This is a genomic window from Geodermatophilus sp. DSM 44513, from assembly GCF_032460525.1.
Taxonomy (GTDB): domain Bacteria; phylum Actinomycetota; class Actinomycetes; order Mycobacteriales; family Geodermatophilaceae; genus Geodermatophilus.
In genome coordinates this window covers 4,059,562-4,075,671 of sequence record NZ_CP135963.1, presented here as the reverse complement: position 1 = coordinate 4,075,671, position 16,110 = coordinate 4,059,562, and the positions used below count along the sequence as shown (strand labels likewise).

Annotated in this window: 11 protein-coding genes; 4 read left to right on the top strand and 7 right to left on the bottom strand. The window is 64.9% G+C overall.

Translation table 11 applies throughout. The features are described 5' to 3' along the window. Positions 1-15 precede the first annotated feature (15 nt). From RTG05_RS19735 to RTG05_RS19725, 3 genes are all read right to left on the bottom strand, one after another. On the bottom strand, positions 16-2,184 hold the full coding sequence (locus RTG05_RS19735) for a putative bifunctional diguanylate cyclase/phosphodiesterase (RefSeq protein WP_166526534.1): 2,169 nt from the start codon (positions 2,182-2,184) through the stop codon (positions 16-18). Between the two features lie 208 nt (positions 2,185-2,392). Next, positions 2,393-3,466, bottom strand: coding sequence for a flagellar motor switch protein FliG (fliG, locus tag RTG05_RS19730; protein WP_315912067.1), 1,074 nt, complete (start codon positions 3,464-3,466; stop codon positions 2,393-2,395). Continuing rightward, positions 3,463-4,080 carry a TetR/AcrR family transcriptional regulator C-terminal ligand-binding domain-containing protein gene (locus RTG05_RS19725; RefSeq protein WP_166526533.1) on the bottom strand — a complete coding sequence of 206 codons (618 nt, stop codon included), beginning with the start codon at positions 4,078-4,080 and terminating at the stop codon, positions 3,463-3,465. The genes fliG and RTG05_RS19725 overlap by 4 nt, the downstream gene beginning before the upstream one ends. Before the next feature lie 206 nt (positions 4,081-4,286). Between RTG05_RS19725 and RTG05_RS19720 the strand changes: the two genes are divergently transcribed. Together RTG05_RS19720 and RTG05_RS19715 are read left to right on the top strand one after the other, a co-directional pair. Next, complete coding sequence (locus tag RTG05_RS19720) at positions 4,287-4,916, top strand: TetR/AcrR family transcriptional regulator (RefSeq protein ID WP_166526532.1); 630 nt, start codon at positions 4,287-4,289, stop codon at positions 4,914-4,916. A gap of 219 nt (positions 4,917-5,135) precedes the next feature. Beyond that, positions 5,136-5,468, top strand: a complete 333-nt coding sequence (locus RTG05_RS19715) for a histone-like nucleoid-structuring protein Lsr2 (RefSeq protein ID WP_166526531.1) — start codon at positions 5,136-5,138, stop codon at positions 5,466-5,468. 779 nt (positions 5,469-6,247) lie between these two features. On the opposite strand, the gene RTG05_RS19710 is transcribed toward RTG05_RS19715, so the two are convergent. From RTG05_RS19710 to RTG05_RS19695, 4 genes are all read right to left on the bottom strand, one after another. Beyond that, positions 6,248-8,017: an anthranilate synthase family protein gene (locus tag RTG05_RS19710; RefSeq protein WP_166526530.1), complete on the bottom strand. Its 1,770-nt coding sequence runs from the start codon at positions 8,015-8,017 to the stop codon at positions 6,248-6,250. Then, positions 8,001-8,666, bottom strand: a complete 666-nt coding sequence (locus tag RTG05_RS19705) for an isochorismatase family protein (RefSeq protein WP_166526529.1) — start codon at positions 8,664-8,666, stop codon at positions 8,001-8,003. The genes RTG05_RS19710 and RTG05_RS19705 overlap by 17 nt, the downstream gene beginning before the upstream one ends. A gap of 2 nt (positions 8,667-8,668) precedes the next feature. Then, on the bottom strand, positions 8,669-9,853 hold the full coding sequence (locus RTG05_RS19700; RefSeq protein WP_166526528.1) for a 3-deoxy-7-phosphoheptulonate synthase: 1,185 nt from the start codon (positions 9,851-9,853) through the stop codon (positions 8,669-8,671). A gap of 99 nt (positions 9,854-9,952) precedes the next feature. Next, a complete protein-coding gene (locus RTG05_RS19695) occupies positions 9,953-11,353 on the bottom strand; it encodes an MFS transporter (protein ID WP_315912589.1) in 1,401 nt (466 codons plus the stop codon). Positions 11,354-11,510: 157 nt separating this feature from the next. Here RTG05_RS19695 and RTG05_RS22420 point away from each other — a divergent pair, with 157 nt between their 5' ends. Then, positions 11,511-12,674 (top strand): helix-turn-helix transcriptional regulator, encoded by a 1,164-nt coding sequence (locus RTG05_RS22420; protein ID WP_396349615.1) that lies wholly within the window; start codon positions 11,511-11,513, stop codon positions 12,672-12,674. Continuing rightward, a complete protein-coding gene (locus tag RTG05_RS19690) occupies positions 12,653-16,072 on the top strand; it encodes a thioester reductase domain-containing protein (RefSeq protein WP_166526525.1) in 3,420 nt (1,139 codons plus the stop codon). Before RTG05_RS22420 ends, RTG05_RS19690 begins: the two co-directional genes overlap by 22 nt. Positions 16,073-16,110: the final 38 nt, after the last annotated feature.

The window sequence follows — 16,110 nt, the reverse complement described above, 5'->3', positions numbered from 1 at the left end:
TTGGAACCGGTACATCTAGGACGCCGACGTGGTCCGAGCTGAGGTCGCCGCCTCGGGTGTCCGCCGGATGCGGGCCCGCTTCCGTTGCCCGAGGAGGGCGGGCACGTCGTCGGGAGGGCACGCAGGGGAGAACAGGTAGCCCTGGGCGAATTGGCAGCCGAACCGGCGGATGCAGGCAAGCTGCTCGGCGGTTTCGATGCCCTCGGCGACGGTCTCCAGGTTGAGGGACCGCCCGAGGTTGATGACGGCGGCGACGATGGCGGCGTCCTCGGGGTCAACGGCGACATCGCGCACAAAGGACCGGTCCACCTTGACCACGTCGATGGGGAAGCGTTTCAGGAACGTCAAGGACGAGAATCCGGTGCCGAAGTCGTCCAGGGCCAGCCGCACGCCCAGCTCGCCCAGGCCCTGCAGGGTGGCGGCGGTGGCCTCGGTGGCGTCGAGCAGGGCTGTCTCGGTGAGCTCCAGGCACACGGTGGCCGGGTCGGCGCCGCTGTCGCTCAGGACGGCGGCGACGATGTCGGGAAAGCGGCAGTCGCTGAGCTGACGGGCCGACACGTTGACCGCCATCGTCAGTGCCAGACCCGAGCCGCGCCGCCATTCCTGTAGCTGGCGGCACGCTTCGTGCAGCACCCAGTTGCCGATCGGGACGACGAGGCCGGTGTCCTCGGCGACGGGGATGAACTCGTCCGGGGCGAGCATCCCGCGGGTGGGATGCTCCCAGCGGACGAGTGCCTCGACCCCGGTCACGTCTCCGGACTGGATGTCGACCACCGGCTGGTAGAGCAGGCGCAGCTCGCCGCGGTCGATGGCCAGGCGCAGGTCGGCCTCCACCTGCTGGCGCAGCTCCAGCGCGCCGCGCAGCGCGCCGTCGAAGACGACGTAGCCGCCGCGGCCCCGGTCCTTGGCCTCGTACATCGCCAGGTCGGCGTCGCGGAGCAGCGCCTCGGCGCTGTCGTGGCCCGACGGGGAGACCGCGATGCCGATGCTGGCGCCGAGGGTGAACTCCTGGTCGCCGACGCGGAACGGCTTGGCCATGGTGGCCAGCAGGCGGTCGGCGATGACCAGCAGCTCATGGTCGCTGCTGATCTCTTCGCACACGACGACGAACTCGTCGCCGCCGAACCGGGCGGCGCTGTCTACGGCGCGCAGGCGGCCGGACAGCCGCTCGGCGGCAACCCGCAGCAGCTCATCGCCGACACTGTGGCCGGCCGAGTCGTTCACTGTCTTGAACTGGTCGAGGTCGACGAACAGCACCGCCACCGTCGTGCGGTGGCGGCGGGCTCGGGTCAGGGCCTGTTCCAGCCGGTCCTGGAGCAGGCGGCGGTTGGGCATACCGGTCAGGCTGTCGTGCAGGGCGTGGTGGGCGAGCAACTCCTCGGCCTGGCGGCGGCCGGTGACGTCGACCAGCTGCAGGACGCCGTGCACCGGCTGCCCGGCCGTGTCGTGGACCACCGAGATGCTGGTGTCGGCCCATACCACTTCGCCGTTGGCGTGCACATAGCGTTGCTGCACCAGGTGGTGGGCGACCTCGCCGGCGGCCAGCTGCTCGACCGCCGTGCGCAGCCCTGCGCGGTGGTCGGGATGGGCGAGGTCGTCGACCGTGAGCCGCTCCAGCCGGGCGGCGGATCGGCCGACGATGCGGCCGAGGGCGGCGTTGGTCTCCAGGAACCGGCCCCGCTCGGCGGGTGCGAGGCTCATCAGGGCCATTCCGGTGGGGGCGTCGGCGAATGCGGACCGGAATCGCCCTTCGGAGACGGCCAGGGAATCCAGCGCCGTGGTGCGCTCGGCCAGCAGCTGCCGGTTGGCCGACAGCGCCGCCTCCTTCTCCTTGAGGTCGGCGAACAGGGCCGCGCCGCCCAGTAGGGCCCCGTAGGTGCGGCGCAGGGACCAGTAGTAGACGGCGACCGCGGCGGTCAGCAGCATCCAGAGCGTGTCATGCCAGGGCAGGCTGGCGCGCAGCATGTGCAGGTGGTGCGCCTCGACGCCGGGGAGCGGCAGCAGGTGCGCCGCATGGATGGCATGGCCGACGCCGCAGGAGAAGAAGATCAGACCGGTGGCAGTTCCCAGTCGGTTGGACCGCAGCTGGCCGGTACGGGCCAGGGGCCGGAAGATGGCCACCGCGATGGCGAAATAAGCAACTGCGATGACGCCACCGCCTGCTGCGCTTAGTTGCCACGGCATGGGCTTCTTCCTTTTCTTGACACATATTCGTTCTGCTTATCGGTTGCGCTGCGCGGGAACTGAGGCGCGCTTTCGCGTGCGGACGCCCCGGGATGGGCGAGGCGGGATAGCTGAGGCGCTGAGGTCGCGGGAGTGCGGTATGTCGACCCAAGCGTGCGTGGTCCGGAAACGGTCCGTTCGCATAGGGCCGCGGGCAGACAACTCTGCGTCAACAGATCAATTCCTCATCACCTCCGCGGTTGATGGTCAGCACGCCCGAGGCTTCCATTCCACGGATGATGCCGACAACCTCGATCTGGGCCTCCTCGACCGTGCGGGCGCGGACCGGGCCGAGCAGCTCGAGCTCCTCGGCCAGGTTCTCGGCGGCGCGCTGAGAGAGGTTGCGGATCACTTTGTGGCGGACGTCGGGCCGGGCACCCTTCAGCGCGGTGGCTAGGTCGTTGACTTCGACCTCCCGCAGCACCTGCTGCAGGGACCGGTCGTCGATGGTGACGATGTCCTCGAAGAGGAACATCTGATCGCGCACCTGCGCGGCCAGTTCCGGGTCGGTGTTGTCCAGCCATTCGAGGATGGAGCGCTCGGTGGGCCGCGGTGAGCGGTTGATGATCTCCACCAGGGCGTCCACGCCGCCGGCGGTGGTCATGTCCTCGTGCAGCAGGGAGCCCATCCGGCGGCTGAGCTCGTCCTCGACGAGGCGGACCATCTCCGGCGAGGTGCGGTCCATGGCGGCGACGCGGTGCGCGACCGCGGCCTGCTGGTCGGGCAGGAATACCGACAGGATCTCGACCGCCTGGGCGGCGCTCAGGTGTGCCAGGACCAGCGCGATGACCTGGGGGTGCTCGTCTTTGAGGAAGGTGGCCAGCTGGCGGACGTCGGCATTGCCTAGCGAGGCGAACGGCATTTCGGTGTAGGCGGCGTTCACCCGGGCCAGCAGCTCGTCGGCGCGCACGCTGCCGAAGCCGGCCGCGAGGATCTCGCGGGTGAACTCCTCACCGCCGCTGCGGTACAGCTGACCGCCCCGTAGCAGCGCGTGGAGTTCGTGCATGACGTCGTCGATCTCGGCGGACTCCGCGGCGCCGAGCTGCACCAGTTCGGCGGTCAGCATCTCGACGTCCCACGGCCGCAGGTGGGCGACGATCTGACCGGCCTCCTCCGTGCTCATCTGTGCGAGGAAGAGCGCCGCCTTGCGCAGACCGGATGTTCTCTGCGACGGCCGAGGTGTCGCTGAGAGGGGTGGCAGCGCGACCTGCTCTGGCACCTCCGTGACGTCTGCCACGGTCACACCGGCGTCTCCGTCAGCGGCTCGCCGACCAGTGGGGGCCGCGCATGGACCGTGACTGCCGCCTTGGTCTGCAGTCCGGCGACCAGGAAGTCGACGAGGCGGTCGATGTCGATCGCCGTCCGGGGGCGGGAACGCAGCCGGTCGAGCAACAGGCCGCGCAGAAGCCAGCACAGGGTCTGGACAGCGTGGTCCGGAATGTGCCCGTGCGCGCCGGCGCGCGCGACGACCGCGGAGACGGCGTGCATCAAGGGTCGGTCGAGTGATTCATGGACCGCGACCTTCAGCCGCGCACTCCAGATCGCGGCGCTCAAGACCGCGGCCACGACGCGCTCCTCCCTGCTCGGCGCGGTGCGCCACGGCTCCAGCAGGGTGCGGAGATCCTGCGCGAGATCTCCCGTCGGCTCGGGCGCCGGGAACAGCTGCACCCGCTCAAGGGCGATGATCACCAGGGCGTCGAGGTCGGGGGAGTCCCCGAGGCCGGGACCGGCGGCTCCGGCGCGGAGCTTGACCTCATCCGTGGTCAGGCCGGCGCAGCCCAGTTCGGCCAAGGTGTCGAGCACGGCGTTGAGGACGAGCCAGGAGCTGGGGGACTGCCAGCTGAAAACCTCGCTCATGTCGCCGCCCCTCCCCCCGGTACGCTGGCCGTCGGCTGGTGTCGCCCCGCGCTGCGGTGTCCGTCGGACGGTAGAGACCCCAGGGGAAACGCGGGAGTTCCCTCTACGGGATCGTTTCGCTGACCTGAGACTCCTGACGGGAGCATCGGCGCCTCCCTTCGCTGGCGATCTTGTCAGTCACGTCGTCCGCTGGTTACGGTGACTCAGTGTCACCGCGCCGGCCGAGCAGCCTGTCCTGGGGCATCCCCACGGTCGGCGCTCGACCCCGACGGCGTCGACTGGACCCATCGCTGGACCGGGCGATCCAGGCAGCTGTCCTGGAAGTGCTGGCGGAAGTCGGCTACCCGGGACTGACCATGGACGCGGTTGCCACCACGGCGGGGGTCAGCAAGGCGACGATCTACCGACGCTGGCCGTCCAAAGCCGACTTGCTGGTGAGTGTGATCGACACGGCTAGCGACGAGACGCTCGTAGTCCCGGACTCGGGTTCGCTGCGGGATGATCTTGTCGTCCTCCTGAGCTCGCTCGCCGGTGTCCTCGCGGGGCCGGGAGGGAGCGCCAGTCGTGCCCTCCTCGGCGTCATGAATCAGGAGCCGGCGCTGGAGGCGGCCTTTCGGCGAGGACCCATGGCGCGCTGGGCGGAAGCCTTCGTGACGGTTCTCGAGCGTGCCGTGGCCCGCGGCGAGCTCGCACCGAGCGGTGTGACGTCGCTGCCTGCCGAGGCAGGGCCGGCCATCTTCCTGCTCCGCTGGATGATCAGCGGCATGGAGATCGACGGGGGCTTGGCCGTTGCCGTGGTCGACGAGGTCATGATGCCGTTGCTTCGGCGGCTCTGACACTTCGTCGGACACTTCGTCGCGAGCGGGTCAGTTTCAGGCGTCGCGGACCGTCCCGACACGCGGCATTCCGTGGGGCGTTCGAGCAGGGCGTCCAATTGCTTCGTTGATCGTTGCCGAGCGGGGCGGTGGAGAAGGCCGTGGGTCGGGCCGCACGGGAGCATTGCGCGAGGCGGCGGGTAACGTCCCAAGTCGATATCTGACGTTCAGAGGAGTGGTATGGCACAGAAGATGCAGGTCGTGGTCGTGGACGACCTCACCGGTGAACCCTTGCCGGATGGTCAGGCGCAGACGGTCAGCTTTGCCTTGGACGGTACGTCGTATGAGATCGACCTCAGCAGGGACAATGCCGACGCTTTGCGTCAGGCCGTCAATCGTTACGTCGGGGCCGCTCGGAAGGTGGGGCGGACGGCCAAGTTCGCTCGTCGTGGGGGGCGCAGTGGGAGAGACACCGCCGCAATCCGCGCCTGGGCACGAGAGAACGGACTTGCCGTCTCGGAGCGGGGTCGCGTGCCGGGCAGCGTCATCGAGGCCTACGAAGCCGCTAACTGAGCAGACGGTCAGCGGTAGGCCGGTCTCTGTGGTCCGGGAGCCCACTGCGCGTTAACCCGGCAAGGGCGGCGGCTCCATGGGGTGCCTTGGGCCCTGTGAACAGGTCAAACGTCTGGTCCCGCGGCCTTCACTGATCTGCCGCAGCGAGTGAACCGGGCTCCGGGTTGACGTGACGGTGCCTTACGGCCGGCTGCGGGAGATGGCTCAGTGTCACACCCTGTGCAGCCAGGCAGTCCCGGATGCGGGCGGCCTCCCTGCGGCACTGTTGGGCGCACTCGCACAGGAGCACACTGCCAGCGCTGGACTGACATCGTTTGGCCTGTTGCTCGAGCACCGCGGCCGTCTCCAGATAGAGGGCCATGCGTCGGAACTGGTCGACAAGTGCTTTGTGGTTCTCGACGGATTGCCGCGGTGGGTGTGGTCCGATAGGAAGCCGCTCTGGGGTCACCCAGTGAGGGTGGCTCCCGGGAGCGCGTCAAAGCTGCTGATTGACGCGTGTCGCTTCGGGTGTGTCTTGGAACGGCCCTTTCAACTGAGCGGACCGGCTTATCGACGTCCCGGCGCGTCGAAAGCTGCCCATACTGGCTGGGTCGGGTCTCATCCTCGGCCGTTTTGCTGTTGATGCTCCCTCCCATTATGACAGCTGCAAGGGGGGCTCCTCGCCGGTGCGCCATTCGATCAAGACGATGCCAGGCATCGTCTTGGAGCTGATCTCGGGCCATCCGGATTCATGAGCAAGTCGTCTTCGACAGCAGCGAGAGGACCGACTTCCGCAGCACCTAGGCCCCGTCAACGCTCAGGATTGACTCCGGGTGGAACTGTAGTCCGACAATGCCGTCTGTTTTCACCGCATAGACTTCCATCGTGGCATCGTCGTATGCCACGTCCAGTCCAGGATTGCTCGCCCCGTCAATGTATGCGCTGAATGAGTTGTAGAAACCGACACGCACGGCATCACCGAAGAGCGATATGTTCCTTTGGCTTCCCTGGTTTGGCCGCGGGAGGCGCCTGACGTCGAGGCCGAGTTCTCGGCAGATCAGCTGATGAGAGAGACATACGGCGAGAGTGGGGATCTTTCGTGTCTCAACCACCCACCGGGCCAGTTCCCGCGCGGACGCGATCCGTGGATCGGACTCATCGTTCGGGTCTCCGGGTCCTGGGCCGAGGACGAGTAGGTGAACGTTCGCGAGTTGCTCCAGCGTTGGACTCTCGGTGATCACGGACACGTTGAGTCCTAAGGACTTTAGGTGAGCGGCGAGCATGCCGGTGAAGCGATCCTCGTGGTCAACGACCAGCGCGTTGAGTTCCTTCGGGATCACGCCGTCAAGAGCGTGGTGATCGGTCTGCATCATCCAGAACTCAGCTACGTCGTTCGCCCTTTGCTCCAGGAGCTCGTTCGCCATGGAACGAAGCGCGTCGTCGTTCCGGCGGGAGAATGCTGCCAGCACTCCAGACGCTTTCGCGATTGTCTCGGCTGCTTCAAGGGCTGGGTCGGAGTCTCTGACGATCGTCGATCCGACCGGGATTGAGACTTCGCCGGTGGTTTCGACTAGGGCCGTTCGAATGAGGATGGCGGAGTCGAAGCTCAGGTCGGTGCCTTCTGCAACGTGTGCCAGTACCCCGCCCAGGTAGTTTCGCGGACTCAAGTCGTTCCGTTGGGCCATGCGGAACGCAGATTCGAGCGGGCTACCAAGGACCGTGGGGGCGACGAGGGAGCGGTGCAGAGCGGCAGTCCACGGGAGTGAGCTATAACCGTGGATGAAGTACTCGGTATGAGCGAGGTTGGACATGAACCGCAGGTTCGGCTCAGAGATCCAGGGTCGTTCGTCGCACAGGTCGGACATTATCTTCAGCTCTTCATCAGCGACCATGTAAAGCTCGTTCCGCTCTTTGGGGTTCTGGAGAAAGTCCCGCAGGGAGCGCTCGTCGGGCCCGCCGTTCGGATATCGGTAAGTTCCCGAGATCGGGTTCATGGTCGTCAGCCCGTCGGTGCTGCGTCGCAGGTGCATCTCGGGACTGGCGCCGATCAGGCTGTGGTCCGGGAAGTGGATCAGGAACGTCCAGTAGGACCCTGCTTCAACGCGGAGCAGGGAACGATAGATCGACATTTCTGTCTCCGCGTCCCGAGACGTGATCCGGCCTCTGTACGTGCGGTGCAGCACGAAGTTGGAGCCATGGCCGGCCCGGATCTCGTTGTGTACAACGGCGCGGACTCGCTGCGCATACTCGTCATCGTCGACGTCGAAGTGTCCGTCAACAAGCCGGGTCGGCGTCGCCTCTCCCGCCTGAAGGAACTCGTCGACGGTCGACTCTTCGTGGTCGCGTACGCGGATTGCGGACACGTGCCGGCGCGCTGAGCGTTCCGGACCGGACATGGGCCGATCGCCCCAGAGTGCTTGGCGGAACGGAACCGCGAGGATCAGTTCATCGGATTCGGCTTGTGCTTGTTCGAGGTCGTCGAAGAGGGCGGATTCGCCGGCGTAGTAATGTACGACGCCGCTCTTCATGATCAGCGCGAATGAATCGTTCCGATTAGCCTTCATCGCCATGTTCCCATTCGTTGAGGATCGTTGCAGTGGGGACCACCCGCGCGGATGTGCGGGCTATGTACTCGAGCGCGCTGAGATGCTGCGTGCGGTCGAAATCCGCGACGGCATCGGCGAGTACGAAGGTTTCGATGTCCCTTGTGTATGAGTCGAGCGCCGTGGCGAGCACACCGACGTGTGCGTAGATGCCACAGATGACGAGCTGGTCCCTGTCGATGCTTCGGAGGTGATCTCCCAGCGGGGATCGGGCGAACGCTGAGTAGCGCCATTTGTCTAGCACCAGGTCCGCAGAGCTCGGCGCGAGACGGTCCACGACACGGCGGTGTTCGGGTGACACGGCCATTCCCGGGCCCCAGAAGTCCTTCAGGAGCCCACGCTGTTCGGGAGTCATGCTTCCCGGTTGAGCCGTGTAGATGACCGGTATGCCAAGTCGGCGAGCCGCCGTGATCGCTCGCTCGATGTTCTGGACGAGGTCCGCGGCGGGTTGGCTCTGAGCGTCGAAGCGTTGCAGGAAATAGCGCTGCATGTCGTGAACCAGCAGTGCGGACCGGCTTGACGACGCGTGCCACTCAACGACCGGCTCGGGATACTCATGCGGCTGCGGGGTGTCATAGCGGATGGTCTGCGCCTGATCCCAGTAGATGTTGGCCATGGTTATGCTCCGCTATCCCAGTGGGACAGCACCTCGACGGCTTGCCGGATGGTCAGGCGCGGATCGCAGAGGCTGGTGTACGGGTCGTGACCTTCGCGAACGTCCTGAACATTGATCAGACACTCCTTGACGTCGTCGATGGTCGTCTCCAGGTGGGCTCCTCCCGCGATGACCCCGGTGCCACGAGCGGCCTGCTGGAACCCCATGAGCTCGTTCTTGATGGCCTCCAGGTACCGGGTCTTCCGCCCGTCCGCTGCCGTCCGCGTGTTCCCGTGCATCGGGTCGCAGAGCCAGATCGCTGGATGGCCTTCCCGCTTCACCGCACTCATCAGTGCGGGAAGCCGATCGACCGATGCGCCCATGCGCGCGATCAGCATCAGCTTGCAGGTCTCGCGATTCGGGTTGATGACGTTCGCGAGGGAGACCAGGTCGTCCGGGGTGGTGCCTGCGGAGACCTTGCATCCGACGGGGTTGATGATGCTGGCGGCCAGAGCCACGTGGGCGTGGTCGAGCTGGCTCGTTCGTGCGCCGACCCAGATCGTGTGCGCAGACCTCAACATGGCCCTCCCGTCGGAGGTGGGCCGGATCTGCGGTAGCTCGTAGTCGAGGACAAGCGCTTCATGACTTGTCCAGATCCTCTCGCCGCCTCTACACCGCAGCTGCTGCGTGATGACCTCGGCTGCCGCTCGCGCGCGTACGAGCCGTTCCGGTTCGTGTACTCGTGCTCTGGCCGAGGGGTACGGATCGTTCACCAGTGATCCGCGGTAGGTCGGGATCAGGGAGCCGCCGACCGTTTCGTGCGACTGCGAGCGCGGCTTGGCGAACTGCCCCGCGATGCGGCCGACGCGCACCACCGGGGCGTGGGTTCTGCGCTCCAGCATCCGGCTCATGACGTCGAGGGCCTGCGCCTTGTTCTCTACGACACTGGAAGACGTGTCCGTCATCGGCTCGGCGCAATCGCCGGCCTGGAGCAGGAACGCGTTACCGGTCGCGACGGCCCGCAAGCTGTCCTTGAGCTCGGCGATCTCCGACTCCGAGACGAGCGGTACAGACCGCTCCAGCGACGAGATTGCCTCGTCTCGGGCGTCGTCGTCACGCCAGATCGGCTGCTGATGTGCCGGGAGTGCGCCGATGGCGCGTCGCGTGTCTTCGAAAGCTTCTCTGCTTACAGTGTCGATGCTTATCATTTGATCCCCTTCCAGTGGCAAAGTGATGGAGCGTGTTCCGATGCCTGCTACCGAGGTGTGGTGCGCGAACGCGCGGCAAGCGGCCTGCCACGCCCGCGATCAGGACGACGACGCCTGGCGCTGCGCCCCGGAAGGCTTGTAAATCCATCGGATGGCGAGGATGCCCAGCCCGATGCAGATGACTGCCGCGACGGCGGCGACGGAGTGAAATCCGTTAAGGAACGCGGATTGCGCCTGTTCAAAGGCGGCCGATCCCACGCCAGGCCCGTCCACGACTTCGCCGATGCCGGTCTCATCGCCGGGATACGTGGCGCGAAAGATCACGGTCAAGAGTGATCCGAGCAAGGCGATGCCGAGTGCGTTGCCGAGCTCGTTGCTGGTTTCCGCGATCGCGCCAGCGGCACCGGCGCGCGACTCAGGGACCGCCCCCACGGCCGTATCGGCGACGAGGCTGAAGGAGATGCCGAATCCCACGCCGGCTACCACGGTCGAGGCGATGTAGAAGATTGACCCCGTCGTCTCATTGGTGAAGAGAAGCAGCAGCATGCCCATGGCCATGGAAAAGTGGCAGATAATCAGCGCCTTCCGAGCGCCTACTCGTTCGACGAGGCGCGGGGTCAGCACGCTGGAGAGCGTGAGGATGATCGCGCCCGGGACCGCGAGGACCGCAGCGGTGAGTACCGAGAAGCCGAGGACGGACTGCAGGTAGGTCATGCTCAAGTACGCGGCGGCCGACCACACGAAGAGCGAGAGGAGGCCGGTCAAGATCGCGACTGCGAAGACGTGCTCCTTGAACAGAGCGATATCAAGCAGCGGCAACGCCAGGCGCTTCTGCCGAAGGATGAACACGGCGAGGATGAAAACACCGACAACGATCAGCGTGGCGCTCAGCCAGTCGAGGCCGTAGGTGGCAGCGTGCTTCACCCCATAAATCGCGAGGAGGAGACCCACGGCGGACAGGATGACGCTGAGCAAGTCAATCTTTCCCGGCCGAGATCCGTGGACTTCCTTGAGGAGAATGGGCGCTAGGCACAGGAACAGAACGATGACCGGGATGTTGATGAGGAAAACCGAACCCCACCACAAGTGATTCAGCAATACACCGCCGACGATCGGCCCGATCACAAACCCCGCGGCGAATGTGGCCGCGAAAATCCCGATCGCCCGGGCCCGCTGAGCAGGGTTCTCGAACAATTCACTGATGACGGCGAGGCACGAGGGCAGCAGTGTCGCGCCGCCCAGGCCCATCAGTGCACGGGAAGCAATGAGCAGTTCAGGAGTAGGAGAGAAGGCTCCGCACAATGATCCCACGCCGAAGACCGTGGCGCCGATGAGGAGGAGCCTCTTTCTGCCGAATCGGTCGCCCAGATTGCCGAAGGTAATGAGCAGCGAGCCCACGGCGAAGCCGTAAATGTCGAGAATCCAAAGGCTCTGGTCCGTGGTGGGCTGGATCGCCTCATCGATGCTCGGCATCGCCAAGAAAAGAATTGATCCGTCCATGGCTACCACAAGCACTGGGCCGAGGGTCGCGATTAATCCCCACCATGACCTTGGTGGAGCGAAGGCGGTTTTGTCTCTGCTGGTCAGCTGATTTACATCCATGGCCCCATGCTTGGAGACCGGCTAGGGCACAACAAGGCCACAACCTTGAGTACTCATGCGGTGGGTACAACGCGCGCGGGTATCCGCGAGAGGTGTACCCAGCCGTGCCCGGCGGGCCGCGCTCGCGTCGCGGACATCCTCGGCAACGAGGCCCGTCGTCCCGTCGTCTGGCCAGATCCTCGCGTCCACACTCTCGCGCTGGGTGCACCTGACAGGGATACCTTCACCCCTACAGAGACCGACCAGTCCGAGTAGCGTGAGAGACATGAAAGGCGAGACTCTGGGCAGCTTTCTGAAGACGAGACGGGACAAGACCAATCCAGCATCGATCGGCCTAGCTTCTGGAAGCGCGCCCCGACGGGTGCCCGGTCTGCGTCGTGAAGAGCTGGCGCGTCTTGCCGGAGTCAGTGTCGGGTACTACACGAGGATCGAGCAGGACCAGGCCGGGACTGCGTCGCTGCAGGTGCTCGACGCGCTGGCCTCAGTCATGAGACTCGACGACGCTGAACGAACGCACCTGTATAACTTGGCCAACTCGCACTCGCCGTCGCGAATGATTCGGGAGTCCCCCGAAAAACCCCATCGGCGGGTGCTCTCCTTATACAAATCCCTGCATGAGACTATTCCGGCCGTCGTCTTGGGCCGTCGCGGCGACATCCTCGCATGGAATCGCTCTGCACGCGAATTGCTTTTCGAGCACATCCCTTTCGAAGCGCCTATGGATATCCATCGTCGTCCGTCGGTTCCAAGGTCATTCTTCCTCGACCCCCTAACGCGCGACCTTTACAGCAATTGGGAAGAACTTGCCCGCGTACACGTGGCTTATCTCCGCTTGACCTCCGGTCGGTACCCCCGTGACGCGAGATTAGCCGAACTCATCGGCGAACTCTCAATGAAGAGTAGCGACTTCGCAAGTCTCTGGGCCGAAGGTGACGTCGCGGACTGCGCCGTCGGCAACATGGTCCTTTCCCACCCCACCCTTGGAGCTTTGGACGTCGACTATCAGGTTTGGCTGCAACCGGAGTCGCCGGACCATCGCCTTGAGGTCTACACGCCGAACGACGACGCGACGCGGGACGCGCTCAGCCTCCTCCCAAACAGCTCCGTGCACCAGGTCCCTCGGTCGACAAGCGGTGGGTGGCTCTTCCAGAACTCGACAGTCCCAAATCACCACAGTCTTCCATGGAGTTCTAACCTATGCGCCTCAAGTCCACAATGATGTCCGCGTTCGATCATTTCGCCGAACGTCCCGCGTTGGCAGAGCGACGTCCCATCCCGAGCACCAGCGAAGAGATACGCCGCAAGGATGGTCGCGTCCTCGACGCCTACGAAACCCTGACCTACAGCGCACTCGGAAAGCGCGTCGGATCGGTGGCCGCCCAGCTTCAAGGTGAGACCAGGGAGCACGAGGACCACTCGTCGATCCGGCCGGGGGACCGGGTGGCCCTCCTGGGGTTCGCCAGCATTGACTTCACCACAGTCGACTTCGCCTGCAATCTCGCAGGCATCACCACGGTTCCGCTGCAGACCAGCGGTACACACGAACAGCAGAGCGCGATCATCACGGAAACGGAGCCCCGCGCTCTGGCAGCCACCGTCGCACTGCTCGAACGCGCGGCCCGGTTGCTCGCGAGTCACCCGACCGTGGAACGACTCATCATCCTCGACTACCGCGGCGGCGAGCCAGAGCATCGCCGCGCTGTCGAAGCGCTTGCCCAACAGATCTCGATCTCGCCGGAGACCCTCGACATCGAGAACGGCGAGTACGTGTCCGGACTGACGCACAACGGCAAGGACGATGACCTCGCCATGCTCATGTACACCTCCGGCAGCACGGGCACACCCAAGGGTGCGATGTATACCGAACGGCTCGTCGCAGAGATGTGGGGCGGAGAAGGCTGGTCGGAGTTCTTCGCGGAGGAGACTGACATCGCGAACTTCCACTACATGCCGATGAGTCACGTAGCCGGCCACTCATCGGTGAGGAGCACGCTGGCTCGCGGCGGTGTGACCTACTTCGCGTCGACGACGAACCTATCGAGTTTCTTCGAGGATCTCAGCCTCGCTCGGCCAACAGAACTGTCCTTGGTGCCACGGGTCTGCGAACTCCTCCATCAGGAGTACCAGCGCCGGCTCCACGCCACAGCGACACCCTCAGGCAGCACAGCGGTCGACAGCAAAGCCGATGCGGCGGGCGTGCTCGCGGAGATGCGCAAAGGCATCCTGGGCGGCAATGTTCAATGGGCCAGCTGCACGTCCGCCCCCGTCTCGGCAGAGCTCAAGAACTTCATCGAGTCCCTGCTCGGAATCGAGCTGCACGAACTTTACGGGACAACCGAGATTGGCGGGGTTCTCGCTGACGGCAGGTTCCTGAGTCCACCGGTAATCGACTACAAGCTCCAGGACGTTCCAGAGCTCGGGTACTTCACCTCCGATCGGCCCGACGCCAGAGGCGAACTGCTCGTCAAGAGCACCTCAACGGTCCCGGGCTACTTCAGTCAGCCCGAACTTAATCGCGAGATCTTCACCGACGACGGATACTACCGAACGGGCGATATAGCGGCGGTGGACAGTGACGGCCGGGTACGGATCATCGACCGCAAGAATGCCATCATCAAGCTCTCGCAAGGGGAGTTCGTCGCCCTACCCTCGCTGGAAGCCACATACATCGCAGGAAGCAAGTCCATTCGTCAAACCTTTCTCTACGGTCAAAGCGATGAATCATCGATCGTGGGTGTTGCCGTCCCCTCGGACCAGCTGCGCACCGAACTCGCCGACGACGTAGCGGCCATCCAGACTCGGATACTGCACGAGTTCCGAAAGGTGGCCGCTGACGAGAGCCTGAATTCCTACGAGATCCCGAGCGCGGTCCTCGTCGAGTTCGAACCGTTCAGCGAATCGAACGGCCTACTCTCCGACCATCGCAAGCTGGTGCGCCCCCGCCTGACGGAGAAATACGGACCGCGACTGGCGACGTTGTATCAGCAGCTCCAGTCCGGACGTGACGAGCTACTTGACTGGCTGCGCTCCCACGGGGCCGAGGAAGAGACCGTCACGACCCTGCGCCGCGCAATCGCCGTGTCGCTTCAGAGCGATCCTGAGGACATCGCGGAAACTGCCAAATTCCGAAACCTCGGCGGGGACTCGCTCACCGCCGTCTACCTGTCCCGGCTTCTTGAACAAATCTACGGCATCCGCGTGTCCGTCGATACGGTGGCCAGCGAGTCCTATGACATCCGGGACCTGGCCGAGTACATCGATGCCAAACGGCTGTCGGGGCGAGACTCGGCCTCCTTTGAGGAGATCCACGGCACGGACCCTCAGCGACTTCACGCAACCGATCTCACGCTCCCACGGTTCATGAAGGATGACCTGGCCGCGCCGGGCTCGTCTGAGGCACCGCAGGCAGCCAAGTCGGTTCTCATCACCGGAGCGAGCGGCTATCTCGGGCGGTTCCTGTGTCTCGAATGGTTGCGCAAGTTCGAGGGAACCGATCATCGCGTGGCGTGCTTGATCCGCGCGAGCAATGATGCCGCCGCCCGGGATCGACTGCGAAAGGCGTTCTCAACGTCGGATTCACTGCTCGCCGAGTTCGACGAACTCAGCGCCAACCTCGACGTGATCGCCGGAGACCTCTCCGAGGCTCGGCTGGGACTGGACGACCAGACCTGGGAACGTCTTGCCGGCGACCTCACAGAGATCGTGCACGCCGGGGCGATGGTGAATCACGCATTGCCCTACCGAGAACTCTTCGCCGCAAACGTCAGCGGCACCGCCGAAGTCATCCGGCTGGCCGTCACGGACTCGCTCAAGCCGATGACGTTCATGTCGAGCATTGCCACGGCACTCCTTACAGGAGCCTCGTCACCGCTCGATGAGCTCTCGGACATACGCCGCGCGCTCCCGGAGGTCCAGGCCACGGGCGGGATCGTAGATGGGTACGCCACCACGAAGTGGGCGGGCGAGGCGCTCCTGCGTGATGCCCACGAGCGTTACGGCCTCCCTGTCACCGTCTTCCGGGCGAGCATGATCCTGGCTCACTCAAGTTACCGCGGGCAGATCAACGTCCCGGATACCTTCACGCGCCTTCTGTACAGCCTGGTCCGTACGGGCTTGGCCCCTTCGTCCTTCTATAGTCACGATGGTGACCGTGCGCACTACGACGGGTTGCCCGTCGACGTCGTCGCCCAAGCCATCACTGCGGTGACGCTTAGACGTCAGCGGGAGACGCTCGCCACGTACCACCTGGTGAATCCGTTTGACGACGGCGTGTCCCTGGACCGGATGGTCAAATGGCTCATCGACATGGGTGTGCCGCTGACTCGAATCGAGTCGTACGGTGACTGGATGCACCGATTCGCCGCCGCGCTGAATGCTTTCGATGAGGACGACAAGCGCGCTTCGGTGCTTCCCTTGCTGGACGGTCTCTCGCGACCAGAGGAACCGTCGTACGGATCCCTCATCGGGTCTTCGGAGTTTGCCGCCGCACTGTCCGCCACAGGATCGCGCGTCACGGTTTCCAGCTTGACCTCCGCCTTTCTCATGAAGTGCGTCGAAGACCTTGAGTACGTCTTCGGCCAGCCGATACTCCACGACTCGCTTGCGACGACTCGGTGATCGCCGCGACAGCCTCGGACGCGCGTCGGCCGGCGCCC